A 20,764-nucleotide genomic window follows, 5' to 3' on the forward strand; every position below is an offset into this window, starting at 1 on the left:
CGCCGGTGTTCAGCGCAGTGCGGCGAGCTGGTCCTCGAACCAGCGCTGGGGCGGCAGGGCGGTGGCGGCCTTACGCAGCCGCAGGCCGCGCGTGAGGCGTTCCTGCTCCGGCATCGTCAGCGCCTCGTGCAGCGCCGCCGCCGTGCCCGACACGTCGTACGGGTTGACCAGCAGCGAGTCCGCCCCCAGCTCGGCCGCCGCGCCCGCCTCGCGCGACAGCACGAGCGCGCACCGCGGCGACAGGATCGGGCCCTCCTTGGCCACCAGGTTCATGCCGTCCCTGATCGGGTTGACGAGCAGCACGTCGGCCAGCCGGTAGGCGGCCAGGGAGCGCGGGTAGTCGTCGTTCACGTTGAGTATGAGCGGGTCCCAGTCCTCCGTGGCGTACTCGTCCTCGATCTCCTTGGCGCAGCGCTGCACCGCCGCCGTGTACTCGCGGTACTCAGGCAGGTCGTGCCGGGAGGGGTAGGCGAACGCCAGGTGGACGACCCGGCCGTGCCACTCGGGATGGGCGGCCAGGAACTCCTTGTAGGCCCGCAGGCCGCGCACGATGTTCTTGGACAGCTCGGTGCGGTCGATGCGCACGATCAGCTTGCGGTCGCCGACGTGGTCCCTGATCGCGGCCATGTGCGACTCGACGTCCGGCTCGGCCGCCCGCGCCCGCAACTCCTCGCCGTTCACCCCGAGCGGATGGACGCCGATCCTGGTGGTCCGCCCGTCGTAGGTCACCGTACGGGCGGAGTGGTCCACCCGCGCTCCGAGCAGCACCTCGCAGCAGTCCATGAAGGAGCGGGCCCAGCGGGCGGTGAGGAACCCGGCGTGGTCGGCTCCGAGGATGCCGGTCAGCACCTCCGCCGCGACGTCCTCGGGCAGCAGCGCGAAGTATTCCGGCGGCGCCCAGGGCGTGTGCGAGAAGTGGCCGATGCGCAGGTCGGGCCGGTCGATCCTGAGCATCGCCGGGGTGAGCGTCAGGTGGTAGTCCTGCACGACGACGCGCGCCCTGGGCGCCGCCTCCTCGGCCAGGGCCAGCGCGAAGGTCCCGTTGTACGTGCGGTACGACTCCCACTCGCGCCGGAAGCGCGTGCCGAACTCGGGGGAGAAGGGCGTGTTGTACAGCAGGTGGTTGACGAACCAGAGGGTCGAGTTGGCCACGGCGTTGTAGGCACGGTGGAAGATGGCGGGCGGGATGTCCAGCATGCGGATAGCCCCCGTCTCGAAGACCTGGTCGAGCCGGCCGCCGGGCGCCTGGCGCACCGCGCCCCGGTCGCCGTCCGACAGCGCCGCGCAGACCCACACGACGTCGGTGTCCCTGACCACCTCTGACAGCCCGGAGACCAGGCCGCCCCCGCCCCTGCGCATGGTCAGGCCGCCGTCCTCCGACAGCGTGAAGGACACCGGGCCCCTGTTGGAGGCGATAAGAACGGTGCTGCTCATCTGGGTCGTCCCTCGATCAGAGCGGGCGCGCATGCCGGAAGATTAATAAAAGCCGGCCGCCGTCAATAGGATGTCAACCGATTGCGGGAGGGCTGGATACGGCATGGCACTGGACGACACGACCGAGGACCTGGCCCGATCGGCTGCCCAGGGGGACCATCGCGCGCTCGGTGAACTGCTGCGGCGCATCGAGCCCGACGTGCTGCGCCACTGCGAGCGGCTCCTACCGTACCGGCAGGACGCGGAGGAGGCGGCACAGGACACGCTGCTCGCCGTGGCCCGCAACATCGCCAGGTTCGAGGGACGCGCGAAGTTCAGCACCTGGTTGCACATCGTGACCGTCAACTGCGCCAGGACCACCTATCGCTCGCTCAAGCGGCGCTCGTCGGAGCAGGCGGAGGAACTGCCGGAGCAGCGGCCCGATCCCCGGCGGGTCAGCGTCATCGCCGGGTCGCGGCTCGACCTGCTCGACGCGATGGAGGCGCTGGAGACCGAACGGCCCGACCTCGCCCAGGCGCTCGTGCTGCGCGACATCTGCCAGCTCGACTATGCGGAGGTCGCCGACCAGCTGAAGATCCCCCTCGGAACGGTCAAGTCCCGCATACACCAGGCGCGCAAATACGTGCAGGCGGCCCTCGGCGAGGCGTACGGCTGATACAAATCGTCTCATTATACGAGACGGCGGAACGGACAGAGGGGACGCCGGGGTACAGTGCTAGGGACCTTCCGTCGAAGGTTCCACAACTGAACATGCTCATCCAGAGGGGTGGAGGGACCGGCCCTGCGAAGCCCCGGCAACCTCCCCGGTGTCGAACTCGTGCCCACGAGGCCCGGCCGGGACAGGTGCCAATTCCGGCTCGCGGCCAGGGTGGTCGCGAGCGAAGATGAGGGAAAGGCCTCGCTTCATGGCGCACACCAGCACTGCCGCTACCACCGTCGAGTTCGGCCCCGCCACCGGTCTTTCGTGCCGCGAATGTGGTGCCCTCTATGAGCTCGGCCCGAACTTCGCCTGTACGGAGTGTTTCGGCCCCCTTGAGGTGGCGTACGAATTCGGTGACATCCGCCGGGAGGACATCGAGTCGGGCCCGGCGAACATCTGGCGGTACCGCTCCCTGCTCCCCGTCCCCGCCGACGTGGCGGCCAAGCCCAACCTCCAGCCCGGCTGGACCAAGCTCGTGAAGGCCGACAGGCTGGCGGCCGAGCTGGGCCTGCGTTCGCTCCACGTCAAGGACGACTCCGGCAACCCGACCCACTCCTTCAAGGACCGGGTCGTCGCGATCGCGGTCGAGGCCGCGCGCAACTTCGGCTTCCACACCCTGTCGTGCTCCTCCACCGGCAACCTCGCCGGCGCGGTGGGCGCGGCGGCCGCCAGGGCCGGGCTGGACTCCTGCGTGTTCATCCCCGCCGACCTGGAGGCGGCCAAGGTCACCATGGCCGCCGTGTACGGCGGGCGCCTGGTCGGCATCGACGGAACCTACGACGAGGTGAACCGCTTCTGCTCCGAGCTCATCGGCGACGAGCTGGGCGAGAAGTGGGGCTTCGTCAACGTCAACCTCCGGCCGTACTACGCCGAGGGTTCCAAGACGCTGGCGTACGAGATCGCCGAGCAGCTCGGCTGGCGGCTGCCCGACCAGATCGTCATCCCGATCGCGTCGGGGTCGCAGCTCACCAAGATCGACAAGGGCTTCCGCGAGCTGGTCAAGCTGGGCCTGGTCGAGGATCGGCCCTACCGGATCTTCGGTGCGCAGGCCGAGGGCTGCTCGCCGGTCTCCCAGGCGTTCAAGGCCGGTCAGGACGTTGTGCAGCCGGTGCGGCCCGACACCATCGCCAAGTCCCTCGCCATCGGCAACCCGGCGGACGGGCCGTACGTGCTCGACATCGCCCGGCGTACGGGCGGCGCGGTGGAGGACGTGAACGACCACGAGGTGGTCGAGGCGATCCGCCTGCTGGCCAGGACCGAGGGCGTGTTCGCCGAGACGGCGGGCGGCGTGACGGTCGGCGTGCTGCGCAAACTGGTGCGCGAGGGCCGCCTCGACCCCGACGCCGAGACCGTGGTGCTGAACACCGGCGACGGGCTCAAGACGCTCGACGCGGTGGCCGAGCACGCCCGTCCCGCCGCCGTCATCCGCCCCTCTCTCGAGGCGTTCCGTACGGCATTCGCCAACTGAAAGCGTTTCTCAAGGCCCATCAGCAGCGACGAAAGCGAGCGAATAATGAGTGTTTCCGTGCGGATTCCGACGATTCTCCGGACGTACACCAACGGAGCCGCGGAGGTGAGCGGCGAGGGGGGAACGCTCCGCGAGGTCCTGCAGAAGCTGGACGCGGACTATCCCGGCATCGGCGGTCGAATCCTGGACGAAACGGGTAAGATTCGGCGTTTTGTCAACGTCTATGTAGGGGAAGAGGACGTCCGATTTGCCGAGGGCCTGGACACCGTAACCCCGGACGGGGTGCAGGTTTCGGTCATCCCCGCCGTGGCCGGAGGCTGAGCCGCCGCGCGGGGGCGAGCATCTGACATGCGCTTCTGTCCCGATGAAGTCGGGTGATGCAATGTCAAAAGGTGCAGCTCTCAACTATTCAACAGCAAAGTGAATATTCTTCGGTCCCGCTTAGAGTGAACGCCACGTAGTAGTTTGCGGATTGACTCTGTTGTCCTACGCCTTGACACAGGTATGGTCGAGGCGATCGACAAAACCGGGGGCTTCTTGGTGGTCCCCAGCCCAGCAAGAGGAGTCGGAAGTGGCGCAGGGCACCGTCAAATGGTTTAACGCGGACAAGGGCTACGGCTTCATCGCGGTAGACGGTGGTAAGGACGTGTTCGTCCATTACTCGGCAATCATGATGGACGGCTACAAGGCCCTCGAGCAGGGTCAGCGGGTGGAGTTCGACATCACGCAGGGTCAGAAGGGCCCCCAGGCGGAGGCCGTACGGGCCGTCTGATCCCGTCAACGACCTTGGAGGGCCCGGTTCGCGGTTCCGCGCACCGGGCCCTCCGCTGTGTCTTCCCCTGCTCTGGAGTCGCCCGTTCCGCTTCCGCCGAGGTCCTGCGGGCTCGCGAGGCGCGGACCTGGGGCGGGGTTCCGGACATACCGTCCAAGCTGGTCAGGCTGGCTTCCGCTTGCACTCTCAGGGGGAGAGTGCTAAATACTTGTTTGGCACTCTGAGGTCGAGAGTGACAACAACCGGGATCGGGGCGATGGGGCCCGCGCAGGGATAGCGGGTCCAAGCCGTCGCGGGCGTCGGCTCGGTCCGTTGAAGACACCCTGCTACTGGGAGGTCTAGCCTTATGGCAGCCAAGATGATCGCGTTTGACGAGGACGCCCGGCGCGGTCTCGAGCGCGGTATGAACCAGCTCGCCGACGCCGTCAAGGTGACCCTCGGCCCCAAGGGCCGCAACGTCGTGCTGGAGAAGAAGTGGGGCGCCCCCACGATCACCAACGACGGTGTCTCCATCGCCAAGGAGATCGAGCTCGAGGACCCGTGGGAGAAGATCGGCGCCGAGCTGGTCAAGGAAGTCGCGAAGAAGACCGACGACGTCGCCGGTGACGGCACGACGACGGCTACCGTGCTCGCCCAGGCGCTGGTCCGCGAGGGTCTGCGCAACGTGGCCGCCGGCGCCAACCCGATGGCGCTGAAGAAGGGCATCGAGGCCGCCGTCGAGCGCGTCAGCGAGGAGCTGTCGAAGCTCGCCAAGGACGTGGAGACCAAGGAGCAGATCGCCTCCACCGCCTCCATCTCCGCCGCCGACACCGAGATCGGCTCGCTCATCGCCGAGGCGATGGACAAGGTGGGCAAGGAAGGCGTCATCACCGTCGAGGAGAGCAACACCTTCGGTCTGGAGCTGGAGCTCACCGAGGGCATGCGCTTCGACAAGGGCTACGTGTCCGGCTACTTCGTGACCGACCCCGAGCGCATGGAGGCGGTGTTCGAGGACCCGTACATCCTGATCGTCAACTCCAAGGTATCGGCGAACAAGGACCTCCTGCCGCTGCTTGACAAGGTCGTGCAGTCCGGCAAGCCGCTCGTCATCATCGCCGAGGACGTCGAGGGCGAGGCCCTGGCGACCCTGGTCGTCAACAAGATCCGCGGCCTGTTCAAGTCCGTGGCCGTCAAGGCCCCCGGCTTCGGCGACCGCCGCAAGGCCATGCTGGGCGACATCGCCACCCTCACCGGTGGCCAGGTCATCAGCGAGGAGGTCGGTCTCAAGCTGGAGAACGCCACCCTCGACCTGCTCGGCCGCGCCCGCAAGGTCGTCGTGACCAAGGACGAGACCACGATCGTCGACGGCGCCGGTGACGCCGAGCAGATCGCCGGCCGGGTCAACGAGATCCGCGCCGAGATCGAGCGCACCGACTCCGACTACGACCGCGAGAAGCTCCAGGAGCGCCTCGCCAAGCTGGCTGGCGGCGTGGCCGTTATCAAGGCCGGCGCGGCGACCGAGGTCGAGCTCAAGGAGCGCAAGCACCGCATCGAGGACGCCGTCCGCAACGCCAAGGCCGCGGTCGAGGAGGGCATCGTCCCCGGCGGTGGCGTGGCCCTGCTGCAGGCCGGCGCCAACGCGTTCGACAAGCTCGAGGTCAGCGGCGACGAGGCCACCGGTGCCGCGATCGTCCGCAAGGCCCTTGAGGAGCCGCTGAAGCAGATCGCCGTCAACGCCGGCCTCGAGGGCGGCGTCGTGGTGGAGAAGGTTCGCAACCTTCCGGCCGGTGAGGGCCTCAACGCCGCGACCGGCGAGTACGTCAACATGTTCGAGACCGGCATCATCGACCCGGCGAAGGTCACCCGCTCGGCGCTGCAGAACGCGGCGTCCATCGCGGCGCTGTTCCTGACCACCGAGGCCGTCATCGCCGAGAAGCCCGAGAAGGAGAAGGCCCCCGCCATGCCCGGCGGCGGCGACATGGACTTCTGATCCATAGTCTTCCTCGTCTCAGCGGAAGGGCGGTTCCCACGGGAACCGCCCTTTCCGTTTCCGCTGTGGCGTCGGGCCAGGTGCCCGGCCCGCGCCTGGCAGTCATCACGACTGGTGGCGGGCGAATCCCAGCCGCTCCGGGCGGCGACGTGGTTCCGACGCCGCCGGCCGGCGGTCCCGGCCGGCGGCGGTCCCCCGGTCCTGGCGAAAAGCGTGCTCGCCCCCGCTGTCAGCGGGCGTAGCGTCCGGCGGGGCGGGCGAGGGACAGGCCCGGGATGAGTTCCTGGCGGGCGTTCTCGTACTCCTCCCACTTGGCGTACTCCGGCAGCGAGGGAATAGTGACCAGTTCGCCGGCGTCGAGACCGGCGAGCCCGGCCCGCGCGGCGTCGTGGGGCGACATGACGGCCTCCTTGGGCAACTGGTCCAGTTCGATGCCCGAGCCGTCCCAGATCGCCGTCTCCAGCGCTCCCGGCACCACCACCTGCACCCGGACGCCGGAGCCGGCGAATTCCTGCGCCAGAGCCTGGGTGAACGCGATCACGTAGGCCTTCGTCCCGCTGTACACCGCGCCCACGGGCAGGATGTTGAGGGCGAGGGCGGACGAGACGTTGACGATCGTGCCCGAGCCCCGGCCGGCGAACGCCTTCGCGGCGGCGGCCGCCAGCCGGGTGACGGAGGTCAGGTTGAACGTGACCAGCCACTCCAGCCGGTCCGGGTCCGCCGCGGACAGCGGGCCGAACAGCGCGCTGCCGGCGTTGTTCACCAGCATGTCGATCGAGGGGTCCGCCGCCAGGCGGTCCTCGACGCTCCGCATGCCCTTCGGCGTGGACAGGTCGGCGCTCAGCACCGAAACCTCGACGCGGAAGCGCTGCGCCAGGTTCGCCGCGGAAGATTCCAGCCGCGCCTGGTCGCGAGCGACAAGCAGCAGGTCGTGCCCCCGCGCCGCCAGTTCCTCGGCGTAGGCGGCGCCCAGGCCTGCGGTCGCGCCGGTGACGAGTGCCGTACCTGTCTTCTGTGTGGACATGGTCGTCTTCTTTCCTCGGTGGATGTGGCCCGTTAGATGTCATGTGTAATCTAAATTTCCGCGCTTGCCAACTTCGGCGCTTGTGACCAGGCGTACGGCCGGCGGCCGGTGCAGAGCGTGGGCGCCTGGGTGGGGGCGGCGGGCGGGGGTTATTCCGTCCGGTCGCATAGATTGTTAGTGGCATCTATCACGTAGACGCCGCGAGGCGGGGGCCTGCATGATTGGCTCATGCCCGACGCCTCGCCTGCCCTATGAGGTTCGAACGATCACGCCGTCGCCGTTGCTCGTCAGCCGTACCTGCCGTGGCTGTGCGACCCGACCACCTCTGCGACGTGGTGCCTGGTCCGCGCGTCCCCTGGCGAGCAGGAGACCACACCCCGTGACCTGGTCCATCACAGACGACCCAGAAGTGTTCCGCTCCGAGGCGGGGTCGTTCCTCGCCGCGCGTCCCGATCTGCACACCATGTTGCTGTCCGGGCTGGAGGCGATCGAGCGACTGCGGTCCGGGGGCAAGAACCCGCCCACGGTGCTGGGCTGGTGGCAGGAACCGGAGGAGACGGCGACGACGGCCGCCTTCGTCTGGGCGCCGCCGCACCTGCTGGCCGCGAGTCGCCTTTCCCAGGTCGCGGCAACGCACCTGGCCGAACTTCTCTCCGCCCAGGCTCACCCGTTCACGCAGTTCCTGGCCGACGCCGCGTCGGTCCATGCCTTCTCCGAAGCGTGGCGGACGACCACCGACTCCACGCCGAAGGACGGACCGCACCTGCGCCTCCACCGTCTCGAACGGCTCGTGGGCCCTGACGTCGCACCGCCAGGGGCGCCGCGGGAGGCGACCGACGGTGACCGGGCTCTTCTCCACGACTGGTGCACCCGTTTCGTCATGGAAGCCGGCTCGCTCGGAGCCGATCTCGACGCGTTCGTCGACGAGCGGCTGAGCCTGGGCGGCTGGCGGTTGTGGGAGGTCGGGGACGAACCCGTGGCCATGGCCGCCATGACGTCGGTGGTGGCCGGTGCGGCCCGCATCACTCCCGTCTACACGCTGCCCGTACACCGCGGCCGGGGCTACGGCTCCGCCGTCACCACAGCCGTTTCCCAGGCGGCTCGCGACGCCGGTGCGGAACACGTACTCCTCTTCACCGACCTCGCCAACCCGACGAGCAACAGCGTCTACCAGCGCATCGGATACCGCCCCGTCCTGGACTACCGGATCGTGGTGCCCTGACACCGCAATCGACGAAAGGCCGTTCCGGACAGGCGATCAACGCACTACCGGTGAGGGGACACCCATGACGAACGTATCGAGCGGAGCCGATGAACGGCTCACGGCGGCCGCGCCGGGCAACGGTGCCCTCCGAGACCTGCGGGACCCCGGGAGCATGGCCCGCGTGACCGCCAACTTCCGCCAGTACCTCACCGGCTGGGGCGTGGCGGACCGCGGTGAGGGTGACCTCGACTACTTCCGCAGCGGGCTGGCTCAGCCACAGTTCAACGGAGTGGTCCGGGTCCGCTCCCTGGACGCGGTAGAGCAGATCTCCGCCACCGCGCGAGATCGGCTCGCGGGAGTGCCCTGGTGGTGGTGGGTCGGCCCGGACAGCCCCGCGGGCACGTCGCTCGCCCTGACCACGCACGGAGCACAAGAAGTCACAACGCTGCCCGTGATGGTCAGATCGCTCGACCAGGCCGTGGATCCGGTCGATCCGCCGGCCGGCCTGCGGATCGAGGCGGTGACCGATCACGACCGGCTGCCGGAACTGGTGCGCACCTACAGCGCTTCCATGGGCGTCGCACCGAGCCTCGAACCCGACATCGTGCGGATCGAGTCGCGACGCCGGGACAACGCGGACATCGTCCGCCTGGCGGCGGTTCTCGAGGACCGTGTGGTCGGGACGACCACAGTGATCGCAGCCCACGACGTGGCCGGGATCTTCCTCGTCCACGTCGCGGACACGCATCGCCGGCGCGGCATCGGCGCGGCACTGACCGCGGCAGCGCTCCGCGTGGGACGGGACCGCGGTACGCGGCTGGCGGCACTCGCCGCGAGCCCGGCCGGTGAGCCGCTGTACCGGCGGTTCGGTTTCGTCGAAGTCTCGCGGTACCGCCTCTTCGCCTTCCCCGCCTAGCGTGATCCGCGGCGAGCCGATGACCTTCCTGTTGTCGATCGAGGCCGCCGACGCCAGGGCGAGGTCAGCGCAGCTCCTCGGGCAGGTCGCGGCTGTGCAGGATGGCCAGCGACGTCACCGCGCGGGTGAGGACCACGTAGAGGCGGGCGAGGCCGCGCTCCTCCGCCTCCGCGACCTCGGCGGGCTCGGCGACGATCACATGGTCGTACTCCAGGCCCTTGGCGAGCGTCGCGGGCACGAGCAGCACCCGGTCGTCGCCCGTCGAGTCGGGGCCGAGCACCGCGTGCGGCACTCCCGTGGCCTCCAGGGCCGCCGACAGCGCCGGAAGAGCCGCGTCCGCGGCGATGACCGCGACGGAGCCCTCCTGCGCGAGTGCCCGCGCCACGGTCTCGGGAAGGGCGGCGGCGACGTCGGCCTCGCGGCGTACGGACAGGGAGCCCGCGCCGGGACGCAGTGAACGCGGCGGGGCGAGCTCCGGCGCGACGGAGGGCAGCAGCCGTGCCGCGAAGTCGAGGATCTCGCGGGGCACGCGGAAGCCGAGCGTGAGCTCGGTGACCTCGCCCGACGGCTGACCGAGGTGGTCGAGCACCGTCTTCCACGAGCGCGCCGACCAGGGCGTGGTGCCCTGCGCGAGGTCGCCGAGCACGGTCGCGGAGCCCGTGCGGCAGCGGCGTCCGAGCGCGCGCAACTGCATCGCCGACAGGTCCTGCGCCTCGTCCACCACGAGATGGCCCTGCGACGGCGTCCGCTCGATCAGGTCGGCGAGCTCGTCGAGCAGCGCCGCGTCCGCGGCCGTCCACTTGGCCGACCGGTGCGACTTGTACGGCTTGCGCCACAGGACGAGCTCCTGCTCCTCCGGCGAGAGATCCGACCGGGCCGCTCTGGCCAGGAACTCCGGGTCCGACAGCAGCCGGAACAGCACCTGCTCGGGGACGAGCTTCGGCCAGACGGCGTCCAGCACGGCCTTGACAGGCTTCGACCTGGCCACGGCGTCCTGCACCCGGTCGTCGGGCGACTCGCCGCGCCGTTCCATCTGGACGAGCACGGCGTGGGCGAGCCGCTGGGCCAGGGCGGCGCGGCCGGGGCCGTACCTCGTCGTGCCGCGCAGCGAGGCGACGATCTCGCGCACTTCGTAGTCGGGCACCCGGTAGCGGTTGACGCCCTTGGTGAAGAGCACCCCTTCGACCGGCTTGGTGACGTGCAGCCACAGGGCCCGCCGCACCACTTCGGCCATGCGGGCGTCACCCTTCACGGCGGCCGTCGCGGGGTCCTCCGGATGGGCGTGGTCGCCGAGGACGCCGGCCACCGTCGTCTGGTCGACCTTCACCTCGCCGAGCGCGGGCAGCACCGAGGAGATGTAGGCGAGGAAGGCCCGGTTGGGTCCCACGATCGTCACGCCCGAGCGCGACAGCTTCTCCCGGTGGGTGAACAGCAGGTAGGCCGCGCGGTGCAGGCCGACGGCCGTCTTGCCGGTGCCCGGCGCGCCCTGCACGCAGACGGTCACGCCGAGGTCCGCGCGGACGATCTCGTCCTGGTCGGGCTGGATGGTCGCGACGATGTCCCGCATGGGGCCGGTGCGGGGCCGCTCGATCTCCTCCGTCAGCAGTCTGCTCTGCCCGAGCGCCCTGCCGTCGAGCGGTTCGTCCTCGTACGCCGTGAGGTCGCCGCCCTGGTAGCCGAACCTGCGGCGAAGCCTGACCCCCATGGGGTCGGCGGGGCTGGCCTGGTAGAAGGCGCGCGAGATCGGAGCGCGCCAGTCGATCACGAGGGGCCGGCTGCTCTCGTCGTGGACGTGCCTGCGCCCGACGTAGACCGTGTCCGGCAGGTCGTCGCCGGGCGCGCGGTCCAGCCGGCCGAAGAACAGCGGCGTGTCGGGATGGTCGGCGAGGGCGGCCACTCTCTGGTCGAGCAGGCCCTGCAGGACCTGTTGCGACACCCAGTCGCCTGCGGCGTCCGCCGACAGCGACTGCGCGTGCTCACGCATCGCGCGCAGGGCGGCGCGTGATGCCGCCAGATGGGCGCGCTCGTCTTCGAGCACATTTCCGGGCATGCGGAAGCTCCTCCGGACATGACGAGGACAGGACTGGTGGAAGCGGGAAACACAAGAGCTTAGCGACCGATCCCCGTGATGCCGAAACGGTATTCCTCGCGCGTGTCGTCGTTCGGCGTGAGGGGTATCTGTACCCGGGTGACGCGCACCGTGGTTCCTCCGGCGATCCAGGCGGCGGCGAGCCTGTTGCTCGCCACGCTCTGGGGGTTCGCGGTCTTCGGCGGGTGGAGCACGCAGGCCTTCTGCACGACGAGCCTGGGGCCCTCGCCGGACTGCGCGGACCGGATCGCCTCGGTGGTCGCGTTGTCCGTGCTGGTCGGGGTGGTCGCGGCGGGCGCGACGGGGGTCGCGTGGCTCGGCCGGCGCGAGTCGCTGTACGGCGCCGCCGCGGTGGCCTGGGTTGTCGCGCTGGTGGTGCTGTTCGTCGGCGGCCTGGCCGCCCGATGACCGGGCCCCCGTGACCTGGTCACTGTGACCTGGCCCGTGGTGACCTGGCCCGTGTGACCTGGTCAGTGTGACCGGGTGGGCGTGACCGGGTGGGCGTGACCGGTCGGAAGACTTCCCGGCGGGCCGAGGGGGGTGTGCCTCTCCCCGGCCCACGCGGGCATCGTCATGCGGTAGTGGGGTGATTTGTCATGAGATGTGCCGTTGCGTGAGCTTCGGGCGCGCGCAGCAGCGGGATAACGGGCGGCGACAAACCGAGACCAGGACGAAAAATGCGCATATTGCGTGATTTGCCTCGTCTGTTGGGTATTGCCGCCATCGCGACTGCATCATGGAGGGGTAAAGGCGCGAGGGGGTGATGTGGTGACAGCGCCGAAGGGTATCTCCTGGACTTAGCCGCGCCCGGCGCCCGGCCGAGCCCTTATTCGGGGGCCTGGATCTTGCCGATGCCGAGGGTCGTGACGGAGGGCAGCAGGCCCGACTCGAACACCGCCCCGAGCAGCGGCAGGTTGAGCTCGGCCAGTCGCCCGGCCCCTTCCTCACCGAGCGTCCGCCACGGACCCGCGGCCAGTTCGTCGGTCATGCGCTCCACCTGGTCGCGCAGCGCCCGCCCCTCGGGGGTGGCGTTCCCTTCGCCGTCCACCAGGCCGCGTACGGCGAGCCGTTCGCGTGCGGCGGCCCACTCCTCGTCGGTCCATCCGCGGCCGGCGAAGGCGTCCGCCGGGGCCGCCCCGACGGCGGAGAAGGAGACCAGGGCCTCGCACGCGTCGAGGCCGGCGGCGTGCAGGGCCGTCAGGTGGCCGTCGCCGCGGTGCTCGCGCAGCACCGTGTAGGCCTGCCACAGCGCGAGGTGCGGCTCCTCCGGCCACGGAAGGTCGAGGTTGGCCGCGGCGAGCGGCCGGTGGGCGACGTCCACGCTCTCCGCCGCCCGGATCGCCAGTTCGGCCGCCTCCTTCACGCCCTCGTCGATCCGGCCGCCGAGCAGGCCGCGTAGCGTCCGGTCCATCGCGCGCAGTCGCGCGTCGAGCACCTGCCGGGGCGATGCCGTCGCCCAGATGTCCGGGACGAGACCGGCGATCATGCTCGGGCTGAAGCTGTAAAAGGTGGCGGCCACCAGCGCCGGGCCCGCCTCTCCGAGCGGCGCGGTGCGCCAGGCGAAATAGCTCGGCCACCGGGCCGAGACGTCGTAGCCGAGCGCGGCGGCCTCCTCGGAGGCCTGCGGGCTGTAGTAGAGGGTGGCGTGGACCGGCTCGATCTGATGCCACATGGTGCGGGCCAGGCGTGCGGACATCCCAGGAACCTCACTGTCTATATAAGCTATGCCAGTGACGATAGAGCCGTGGCGCATCACTGGTCAACCAGAAATAGACAGTTATGTCGGGCGCTGGGCGGAGCTCGCCGTCCTCCTGGTGAACGTCCTGGCGGTCGACGCGTCGCACGGGCGTCGCGTCACGCCACCCCAGACGGGCGAGGAACGCCTGGCCGCGATCCTGGCCGGACTCGCCGCCGCCGGTCGCCCCGCCCCCGGACCCGCCCAAACCGGACCCGCCCAAACCGGGCACACAGATACAGGGCTCACCGCCGCGGGCGCCGACCGGCTCGCGGAGATCGCCGCCGAACTGCGCCCCTTGTACGGCGCGGGGGACCGGCTGCCCGAGGCCGCGGAACGGCTCAACGACCTCCTGGCCCGGCACGGCGCCGTGCCCACGGTGTACGCCGACGACGGCAAGCTCAAGCTGGCCTTCCACCGCTCCGGCGCGACGCTCGTGGACGCCTGGGCGGCCGACATGGGCACGGCGCTGGCCATGGTCGCCGGGGTGGGCCAGGGGGCGCGGCTCGGCGCGTGCGAGGCCGCCACGTGCTCCCTGGTCTTCTTCGACACCACGCGCAACGCCTCGCGCCGGTTCTGCGACCTGTCGTGCCAGAACCGGGCCAAGGCCAGCGCCTACCGGGCGCGGCGCCGTACGTGACCCGAGGAGGTCACCTCGCCGGGTCCTCCTCGCCCACGTCGTCGGCGTCGATGATGTGGTAGGCGTAGCCCTGCTCGGCCAGGAAGCGCTGCCGGTGCGCGGCGAACTCCTGGTCGACGGTGTCCCGGCTGACGACCGAGTAGAACCGCGCGCCGCCGCCGTCCGCCTTGGGCCGCAGCACGCGGCCGAGCCGCTGGGCCTCCTCCTGGCGCGAGCCGAACGTGCCGGAGACCTGGATCGCCACGGCCGCCTCCGGCAGGTCGATGGAGAAGTTGGCGACCTTGGAGACCACCAGCACCCGGATCTCCTTGTCGCGGAACGCCTGGAACAGCCGCTCGCGCTCCTTGATCTTGGTCTCGCCCTTGATGACGGGCGCGTTCAGGTGCTCGCCCAGCTCGTCGAGCTGGTCGATGTACTGCCCGATGACCAGCACCTGCTCGTCCGCGTGCCGCCGCACCAGCGCCTCGGTCACCCTCGTCTTGGCGGGCGTGGTCGAGCAGAACCGGTAGCGCTCGTCGCTCTCCGCCATGGCGTAGGCGAGCCGTTCGTCGTCACCGAGCGTCACCCGCACCTCGACGCACTCGGCGGGGGCGATGTAGCCCTGGTTCTCCATCTCCTTCCAGGGCGCGTCATACCGCTTGGGGCCGATGAGCGAGAAGACGTCGCCCTCCCGGCCGTCCTCGCGCACGAGCGTGGCGGTGAGGCCGATGCGCCGCCGGGCCTGCAGGTCGGCGGTCATCCGGAAGATCGGCGCGGGCAGCAGGTGGACCTCGTCGTAGACGACCAGCCCCCAGTCACGGGCGTCGAACAGCTCAAGGTGCCGGTAGGTGCCCTGCCGCCGGGTCGTCATGACCTGGTAGGTGGCGATCGTGACCGGGCGGATCTCCTTCTTGGTGCCGGTGTACTCGCCGATCTCGTCCTCGGTCAGCGTGGTGCGCCTGAGCAGCTCCTGCTTCCACTGGTGGGCCGAGACCGTGTTGGTGACCAGGATCAGCGTGGTCGCCCTGGCGTGCGCCATCGCCGCCGCGCCCACGATCGTCTTGCCCGCGCCGCACGGCAGCACCACGACGCCTGAGCCGCCGTGCCAGAAGGCGTCGGCCGCCTCGCGCTGGTAGGGCCGCAGCGTCCAGCCTTCCTCGCGCAGGTCGATCGGGTGGTGCTCGCCGTCGACGTAGCCGGCGAGGTCCTCGGCCGGCCAGCCGAGCTTGAGCAGCGTCTGCTTGATGTTGCCGCGCTCGGAGGGGTGCACGGCCACCGAGTCGGCGCCCAGGCGCTCCCCGACCAGCGGCTGGATCTTCTTGGAGCGCAGCACCTCCTCCAGCACCGCGCGGTCGACGCTGGTGAGCACCAGACCGTGGATCGGGTGCTTCTCCAGCCGCAGTCTGCCGTACCGCGCCATGGTCTCGGCGACGTCCACGAGCAGCGCGTGCGGCACGGGGTAGCGGCTGAAGCCGATCAGCGCGTCGACCACCTGCTCGGCGTCGTGCCCGGCGGCGCGGGCGTTCCACAGCGCCAGCGGGGTGACCCGGTAGGTGTGGACATGCTCGGGCGCGCGTTCGAGCTCCGCGAACGGCGCGATGGCCTTGCGGCATTCGTCGGCCCTGGGGTGGTCGACCTCCAGCAGCAGGGTCTTGTCCGACTGGACGATCAGCGGCCCGTCACTCAATGCCTGCTCCCCCTCGTACGGCTATCGCCTATCAAACACGAGGCGGGGCCGAATCAGTCCCGGTCTCGCGGATGCCGTACGGATGCCGCATGGCCGGCGCCGGTCAGTCGAGGTAGCCGTTGGCCCCGGCGACGATGAGCCCGCCGAGCCCCAGGATGAGCAGGACGACGTTGATGCCGATGGCGATCCACGTCCACTTCAGCAGCCCGCGCGCCTGGTCGGGCGCCGTGTCGACCTTGCTGAGCGCGATGCCCGACAGGATGGCGCCCGCGATGCCGCCGAGGGAGACGTAGCAGCTCAGGGCCAGCACGAGGCTGATGACGAGGGCCACGATCGCGTGCGTGCGCGGGCCCTCCTGCCGCGGCGGGTATCCGCCCGGCGGGTAGTAGCCGTACGGCTGCTGCTGCTGGTAGGGGTTCTGTCCCGGCTGGCCGTACTGCCCGTACTGGCCATGTTGCCCGTACTGCCCGTACTGCCCGTACTGCTGGTTGGGGTCGCCCGCCGGCGGCTGGCCGTACTGACCGTACTGACCGTACTGGCCGTACGGGTCCTGGGGCTGGCCGTAGGGGCCGGCGCCGGACGGCGGTCCGTACGGGTGGTTCGCCGGGGTCTGCCAATCCTGGGGTCCCTGCCCCGGCTGCTCAGGAGGAGGAGTCGTCACCGTGTGATCCTTTACTTACGCGGACCTCAAGGTTTACCACGGAAGTGTCATCCGCCGATCTCCCCTATGCCGGTGATCCGGTGCAGGGCGAAGCGGTGCACCGTCGCCCGGGTCTCGTCGTACGCGGTGAGGTAGCCGCCCTCCATCCGGGCCGGTTCGAGGATGCGGCTGGTGGCGTGCCCCTGCGAGTCGAGGTAGCCGATCCACACCCGCGACCCCTGCCTGATGGCCTCCTGGAGCGCGCTGATCGTGGCGGTCGCGGGGGAGCGGGGCACCTCGCCCCCGGGCGCCTCGACTGGCCGCCTGCGCGAGTCTCCGGCCCGCATCGCGCGTACGGCGGCGGTCACCGTCTCCGGGTCGGGCGCGGCGGCGGCGGTCACGCGGGCGGCGAGCCGGCCCTCGGTGCGCCGGGCGTCGGCCCGCGCGACGACCACGTCGCCCTCCAGAGACTCGGCCACCGGCGCGTATCCCATCGCCCGCAGCGAGTCGACCAGCGCCGCCCGGGAGGTCTTCGAAGCCAGCACGGTCGGCGCGAGCCGCCGCAGCCGCAGCAGGTGGGCCCGTTTGTCGGCGAGCACCTCGTCGAGCAGGGCCGGGTCGTCGCACCGGATGTAGGCCGACGCCACGCCGACGCGGATGCGGCCGTGGCGGCGCGCCACGTCCCCGACCAGGTAGGCCAGCGGCTGGGGGACCGGGGTGGCCGAGTGGCGCTCCAGCATGGCGAGCAGGTCGCCGGCCGAGTGCCCCGCGTCGAGCGCGCGGCGGATCGACTGCTCGGAGAAGCGGTAGACCGTCGCCCCGCCCTTGCTCTCCACGTCGGCCATGAGCGCGAGCCTGCGGCCGAGGTCGGTGGTCAGCGGGCCCGGCGCCACGGCCGTCAGGTCGGCCTGCAGCAGCACGTGGTCGACCGCCTGCGGCAGCAGCGGCGCGAGCAGGCCCGCCGCGCCGCCGTCTCCGCGCGCGACGGAACGGCCGTGCGAGGACGGCACGCCGAGACCGGTCACGCCGATGTGCTCGGCCTCGCGCAGGGCGAAGCGTACGAGCCGGTCGCGCAGCGCGGGGCGGCGGCGGGGCTGCTCCCAGGCGAGCCTGGCCAGCACGGACTCGGGCGTCGGCGCGAGGCCGGGCGGCGCCGACTCCAGCACGGCGAGCGTGCGCGCCCGCATCTGGGCGGCCCCCGGCCTGCGCAGGTCGGGGTGGAGGGCGTTCAGAGGGCGGTCCCGGTCGTCCCGCTCGCCGATCAGCCCCGGGGCGCGTTCCATCGTGGCCCAGGCGTCGGCGAGTACGGCCCACCGGTCCTCGGTGGCCTTGATCCGCCAGCCGTCGTAGCCGCCGGTCGGCAGCCAGTCCCCCTCGCCCACGGCGACCAGCCCGGCCGCGTGCGCGACCTCGACGACCAGGCCCGCCGCCCACTCAGGCAGGTCGAGCAACTGCGCCGTCCGTCTCAGGTCGCGTACGGCGAGGCCGCCCGCGCGCAGCACCCCTGGCGGGTCCACGCTCCACACCTCGCACAGCTCCTCCACCGTGCGCACGAACGCGAACGCCTGCCCGGCGGCCGTGCGGTCGGCGAGGTCCTGGTCGCGCACCGGTCCTTCCAGGGCGGGTGGGCCGGGGGAGAGGTCACGGTGCACGCGGCCGTCGCGCAGCACGAGGGCGACCTCCCGGGGGAGCGCGACGGTCTCCTCCCCGGTGGCGCCGAGCAGGCCGCGGGCCAGCAACTGTTCGATGGGCGACTGGGCGCTCGCCGCGTCCACGTCGCGGCGGGCGTTCGGCAGCCGTCCGCTCGCCGGGCCCCACACCAGCTCGTCCAGGGCGGCCCTCGCCTGGGGGGAGACCTCTCCTACCAGGCGGGCGACCGTCGCGGGGTCGGCGAGCAGCGCCGCGAGACGCGCCACGGCGGGCCCGCCGCCCTTGTACGCCGGGTCGATGTCCCGCAGGAGCACGTCGAGCCGTTCGGGCGGGTGGTGGCGGAAGACCTCGGCGACCGGCGGCCCGAGGGCGGCCGGGGGGTCGAGCGCCTCGGCCACGCCGGGCGCGGGCCGCAGCGCGTCCTCCGGCCCGTAGATCAGGGCGCGCGTCGCCAGCAGGTCGAGCGCGGCGTCGAGGGCGGGCCCGAGCGCCTCGCCGACGGAGCCGCCGGAGCCGTCTGAACCGCCGGGCACGGCGCGGGCGAGCAGGGCGAGCAGCGTCTCACGGTCGGCGGGACCCGGCCGCAGGACAAGCGTCTCCAGCACCGAGAGCGAGAACCGGTCGAGCCGGTCGAGCGCCCGTCCGATGGCCGAGGGGCTGCAGGCGCGGGCGGCGAGACCGTCGATGTGGGCGGGGACGGGGGTCACGAGTTCGGGCCGCGCCGCCACGAGCGCCCGCAAGCGCTCGTCGGAACGGCCGCGCAGCCACTCGCCGAAGTCCGTACCCGTCATCTTCCTCATGGTAGGGCTCGGCCTTCATCGGGCCGCCGGAGCGCCCGTGTGGCAGGGGTTTGCGCATATGCGCGGAAGATCCACAAGAATCTCTTCATGGGATGCTTCATTGGCCTCCGAGTGGGTCCACGGGGCCGGTCTCTGGGCATACCCTACCTACAGTCACCTTCACGACAGTCTGAACGAGGTCACCCCTGTGCCGAGTGGCAAGGTCAAGTGGTACGACGCCGACAAGGGTTTCGGCTTCCTCACCCGCGACGACGGCGGCGAGGTCTTCGTGCATTCCTCCGCCCTGCCCAAGGGGGTCGAGGCGCTCAAGCCCGGGCAGAAGGTCGAGTTCGGAGTCGCCGAGAGCCGCCGCGGACAGCAGGCGCTCTCGGTGCGGGTGATCGACCAGCCCCCGACGCTGGCCAAGACCGTCAAGGCCAAGCCGAAGCGGAAGAAACCCGACGAGATGGTCGTGATCGTCGAGGATCTGATCAAGCTGCTCGACGACATCTCGAACTACTACCAGCGCGGCAAGCACCCGGACGTGGCGCACGCCAAGAAGATCGCGACCGTGCTCCGGGCCGTCGCGGACGACCTCGACGCCTGAGGACGCCGCCCGCCGCCCCTGTCCTCCGTACGGCCGGCGACCTCCGTACGGCGAAGGGACGGCGGGCGTCCTCGCGGTTTTCTGATCTCGCCCCGCTCACGTCCGGGCCGCGTCCGGCCGCGTTCAGGTCGCGGGGGCGGTGCCGGCGGCGAGCCTGCGGCGGCGCAGCATGATGAGGCGGCCGAAGGAGAGCGCCAGGGCCGCGGACATCACGCCGAGCCCGGCGGGACCGGCCACGAACAGCGACATCACCAGGCCGAGCAGGCCGCCCAGCACCCAGGCGATCTGGAGCAGCGTCTCGGCGACGCCGAACGCCGACGAGCGCACCTCCTCGCCGATCTCGCGTTGCACGATCGCGTCGAACGCGAGCTTTCCGAGGCCCTGGGCGAAAGCGCCCACGAGGGCGACGACGGCGGCGGTCCACACGGTGAAGAAGAACGCCGCCGCGACGGTGGCCACCGTCGCCAGCGCGAGCGTGGCCATCACGGTCAGGTGCGGGGACCGTGACCGCGACCAGGAGCCCGCGGCGGCCCCCGCGAAGCCGCCCATGCCCGCGGCGGCGGCCAGCAGCGCCAGCGCGACCTTCGGGTCGACGCCGCGCAGGTGATCGTCCTGGACGAGGAACAGCAGGAAGAACACGAGAAAACCCGACTGCACCCGGATCGCGGCGTTGGCGCCCATGGCCTCGCCCACGACAGGGCCGAGGTTGAGCACGGTCCGCCACCTGGGCCGCGGCTCGTCCTCCTCCAGGTCGGGCGCGTCCACGTGCCGCGGCAGCCGTACGGCGAACACCCCGGCCAGCAGGAACAGCGGCACGGCGCCGCGCAGCACCCAGTCGGGCCCCACGAGGGCGGAAAGGCCCGTCGCGAGGCCTGCGCCCACCCCGGCCGAGACCAGCGCGAACAGCGCGACCCTGGCGTTGGCGGTCACCAGCGGGATGTCGGCGGGCAGCACGCTCGGCATGATCGCCGCCCGGGACACGTTGTAGGCCTTCGACAGGACCAGCACGGCGAGCGCGGAGGGGAACAGCGTGACGGCGTCGGAGGCGTGGACGGCCCCCGCCATCCCCCAGCACAGCAGGCCCCGCGCGAGCAGGGTGCCCGCCATGATGTAGCGGCGGCCAGAGCGGAGCCGGTCGAGCACCGGCCCGACGAAGGGCGCCACGACCGCGAAGGGCACCATGGTGATCAGCAGGTACGCCGCGACCTGACCGCGCGCCTGGCCGACCGGGAGCCCGAACAACAGCGCCCCGGCGAGGGCCACCGTGACCAGCGCGTCCCCGGCCGAGTGCGCGGCCGTCAACTCGATCAGGCGGCCGAGACCGGTGCGGCCGGCTCCCTGGGCATGCGTCAGCCGGCGTGCCACCAGCGCCGGTGCTCTCACGACACGCGTGACTTTCGCCCAAATCTCCACCATAGGCACCGAGGGTCCTTCCATGATTTACCCATCCAGCCGGTGCGGTCCGCTCGCG

Annotated in this window: 18 protein-coding genes and 1 riboswitch; of the genes, 10 read left to right on the plus strand and 8 right to left on the minus strand. The window is 71.1% G+C overall.

The annotated features are described in order from the left end of the window. Positions 1–9: 9 nt before the first annotated feature. Positions 10–1,434, minus strand: coding sequence for a trehalose-6-phosphate synthase (locus tag HHX31_RS12450; RefSeq protein WP_169948401.1), 1,425 nt, complete (start codon positions 1,432–1,434; stop codon positions 10–12). A gap of 103 nt (positions 1,435–1,537) precedes the next feature. Here HHX31_RS12450 and HHX31_RS12455 point away from each other — a divergent pair, with 103 nt between their 5' ends. The 5 genes from HHX31_RS12455 to groL all read left to right on the plus strand — a co-directional run bounded on the left by HHX31_RS12455 (position 1,538) and on the right by groL (position 6,343). Next, entirely contained in the window at positions 1,538–2,089 is a 552-nt protein-coding gene (locus HHX31_RS12455) for an RNA polymerase sigma factor (protein ID WP_169948403.1), read from the plus strand. A 96-nt stretch (positions 2,090–2,185) separates the two neighbouring features. After that, positions 2,186–2,325: riboswitch (SAM riboswitch) on the plus strand. A gap of 14 nt (positions 2,326–2,339) precedes the next feature. Beyond that, positions 2,340–3,602, plus strand: a complete 1,263-nt coding sequence (gene thrC / locus HHX31_RS12460; RefSeq protein WP_169948405.1) for a threonine synthase — start codon at positions 2,340–2,342, stop codon at positions 3,600–3,602. Between the two features lie 45 nt (positions 3,603–3,647). Continuing rightward, positions 3,648–3,923, plus strand: coding sequence for a MoaD/ThiS family protein (locus tag HHX31_RS12465; protein WP_169948406.1), 276 nt, complete (start codon positions 3,648–3,650; stop codon positions 3,921–3,923). Between the two features lie 250 nt (positions 3,924–4,173). Then, the gene (locus tag HHX31_RS12470; RefSeq protein ID WP_030509192.1) at positions 4,174–4,374 is read left to right on the plus strand and encodes a cold-shock protein; all 201 of its coding nucleotides are present in this window, start codon (positions 4,174–4,176) and stop codon (positions 4,372–4,374) included. Between the two features lie 346 nt (positions 4,375–4,720). Continuing rightward, positions 4,721–6,343 (plus strand): chaperonin GroEL, encoded by a 1,623-nt coding sequence (gene groL / locus HHX31_RS12475; RefSeq protein WP_169948408.1) that lies wholly within the window; start codon positions 4,721–4,723, stop codon positions 6,341–6,343. Between the two features lie 229 nt (positions 6,344–6,572). On the opposite strand, the gene HHX31_RS12480 is transcribed toward groL, so the two are convergent. Continuing rightward, on the minus strand, positions 6,573–7,367 hold the full coding sequence (locus tag HHX31_RS12480) for an SDR family oxidoreductase (protein WP_169948409.1): 795 nt from the start codon (positions 7,365–7,367) through the stop codon (positions 6,573–6,575). 379 nt (positions 7,368–7,746) lie between these two features. On the opposite strand from HHX31_RS12480, the gene HHX31_RS35620 reads away from it, so the two are divergent. Next, complete coding sequence (locus HHX31_RS35620) at positions 7,747–8,589, plus strand: GNAT family N-acetyltransferase (protein ID WP_169948411.1); 843 nt, start codon at positions 7,747–7,749, stop codon at positions 8,587–8,589. 64 nt (positions 8,590–8,653) lie between these two features. Continuing rightward, positions 8,654–9,487 carry a GNAT family N-acetyltransferase gene (locus HHX31_RS12490; protein WP_211589640.1) on the plus strand — a complete coding sequence of 278 codons (834 nt, stop codon included), beginning with the start codon at positions 8,654–8,656 and terminating at the stop codon, positions 9,485–9,487. Positions 9,488–9,551: 64 nt separating this feature from the next. Here HHX31_RS12490 and HHX31_RS12495 read toward each other — a convergent pair whose 3' ends face one another. Then, positions 9,552–11,537: an AAA family ATPase gene (locus tag HHX31_RS12495; RefSeq protein ID WP_169948413.1), complete on the minus strand. Its 1,986-nt coding sequence runs from the start codon at positions 11,535–11,537 to the stop codon at positions 9,552–9,554. 138 nt (positions 11,538–11,675) lie between these two features. On the opposite strand from HHX31_RS12495, the gene HHX31_RS12500 reads away from it, so the two are divergent. Further along, positions 11,676–11,984, plus strand: a complete 309-nt coding sequence (locus HHX31_RS12500) for a hypothetical protein (RefSeq protein ID WP_169948414.1) — start codon at positions 11,676–11,678, stop codon at positions 11,982–11,984. 418 nt (positions 11,985–12,402) lie between these two features. On the opposite strand, the gene HHX31_RS12505 is transcribed toward HHX31_RS12500, so the two are convergent. Then, a complete protein-coding gene (locus HHX31_RS12505; protein WP_169948416.1) occupies positions 12,403–13,272 on the minus strand; it encodes an SCO6745 family protein in 870 nt (289 codons plus the stop codon). Between the two features lie 34 nt (positions 13,273–13,306). Here HHX31_RS12505 and HHX31_RS12510 point away from each other — a divergent pair, with 34 nt between their 5' ends. Further along, on the plus strand, positions 13,307–13,951 hold the full coding sequence (locus tag HHX31_RS12510) for a CGNR zinc finger domain-containing protein (RefSeq protein ID WP_311931747.1): 645 nt from the start codon (positions 13,307–13,309) through the stop codon (positions 13,949–13,951). Positions 13,952–13,961: 10 nt separating this feature from the next. On the opposite strand, the gene HHX31_RS12515 is transcribed toward HHX31_RS12510, so the two are convergent. The 3 genes from HHX31_RS12515 to HHX31_RS12525 form a co-directional block, all read right to left on the minus strand. Further along, a complete protein-coding gene (locus tag HHX31_RS12515) occupies positions 13,962–15,617 on the minus strand; it encodes a DNA repair helicase XPB (protein ID WP_169948420.1) in 1,656 nt (551 codons plus the stop codon). A gap of 103 nt (positions 15,618–15,720) precedes the next feature. Then, a complete protein-coding gene (locus HHX31_RS33610; RefSeq protein ID WP_211589641.1) occupies positions 15,721–16,278 on the minus strand; it encodes a hypothetical protein in 558 nt (185 codons plus the stop codon). Between the two features lie 47 nt (positions 16,279–16,325). Then, positions 16,326–18,698, minus strand: coding sequence for a helicase C-terminal domain-containing protein (locus tag HHX31_RS12525; RefSeq protein WP_169948422.1), 2,373 nt, complete (start codon positions 18,696–18,698; stop codon positions 16,326–16,328). A gap of 196 nt (positions 18,699–18,894) precedes the next feature. On the opposite strand from HHX31_RS12525, the gene HHX31_RS12530 reads away from it, so the two are divergent. Continuing rightward, positions 18,895–19,293, plus strand: coding sequence for a cold-shock protein (locus tag HHX31_RS12530; protein ID WP_169948424.1), 399 nt, complete (start codon positions 18,895–18,897; stop codon positions 19,291–19,293). A gap of 123 nt (positions 19,294–19,416) precedes the next feature. Here the strand turns inward: HHX31_RS12530 and HHX31_RS12535 are convergent, their stop codons facing one another. Beyond that, positions 19,417–20,676 carry an MFS transporter gene (locus HHX31_RS12535; protein WP_311931748.1) on the minus strand — a complete coding sequence of 420 codons (1,260 nt, stop codon included), beginning with the start codon at positions 20,674–20,676 and terminating at the stop codon, positions 19,417–19,419. Between the last annotated feature and the right edge of the window lie 88 nt (positions 20,677–20,764).

The organism is Microbispora sp. H11081, assembly GCF_012999535.1.
Lineage (GTDB): Bacteria > Actinomycetota > Actinomycetes > Streptosporangiales > Streptosporangiaceae > Microbispora.

Excerpts from the sequence above, each read along its gene's own strand:
- groL (WP_169948408.1), top strand. The coding sequence starts at position 4,721 with ATGGCAGCCAAGATGATCGCGTTTGACGAGGACGCCCGGCGCGGTCTC.
- HHX31_RS12505 (WP_169948416.1), bottom strand. The coding sequence starts at position 13,272 with ATGTCCGCACGCCTGGCCCGCACCATGTGGCATCAGATCGAGCCGGTC.
- HHX31_RS12450 (WP_169948401.1), bottom strand. The coding sequence starts at position 1,434 with ATGAGCAGCACCGTTCTTATCGCCTCCAACAGGGGCCCGGTGTCCTTC.
- HHX31_RS12480 (WP_169948409.1), bottom strand. The coding sequence starts at position 7,367 with ATGTCCACACAGAAGACAGGTACGGCACTCGTCACCGGCGCGACCGCA.
- HHX31_RS12495 (WP_169948413.1), bottom strand. The coding sequence starts at position 11,537 with ATGCCCGGAAATGTGCTCGAAGACGAGCGCGCCCATCTGGCGGCATCA.
- HHX31_RS12455 (WP_169948403.1), top strand. The coding sequence starts at position 1,538 with ATGGCACTGGACGACACGACCGAGGACCTGGCCCGATCGGCTGCCCAG.
- thrC (WP_169948405.1), top strand. The coding sequence starts at position 2,340 with ATGGCGCACACCAGCACTGCCGCTACCACCGTCGAGTTCGGCCCCGCC.
- HHX31_RS12490 (WP_211589640.1), top strand. The coding sequence starts at position 8,654 with ATGACGAACGTATCGAGCGGAGCCGATGAACGGCTCACGGCGGCCGCG.
- HHX31_RS12525 (WP_169948422.1), bottom strand. The coding sequence starts at position 18,698 with ATGACGGGTACGGACTTCGGCGAGTGGCTGCGCGGCCGTTCCGACGAG.
- HHX31_RS12465 (WP_169948406.1), top strand. The coding sequence starts at position 3,648 with ATGAGTGTTTCCGTGCGGATTCCGACGATTCTCCGGACGTACACCAAC.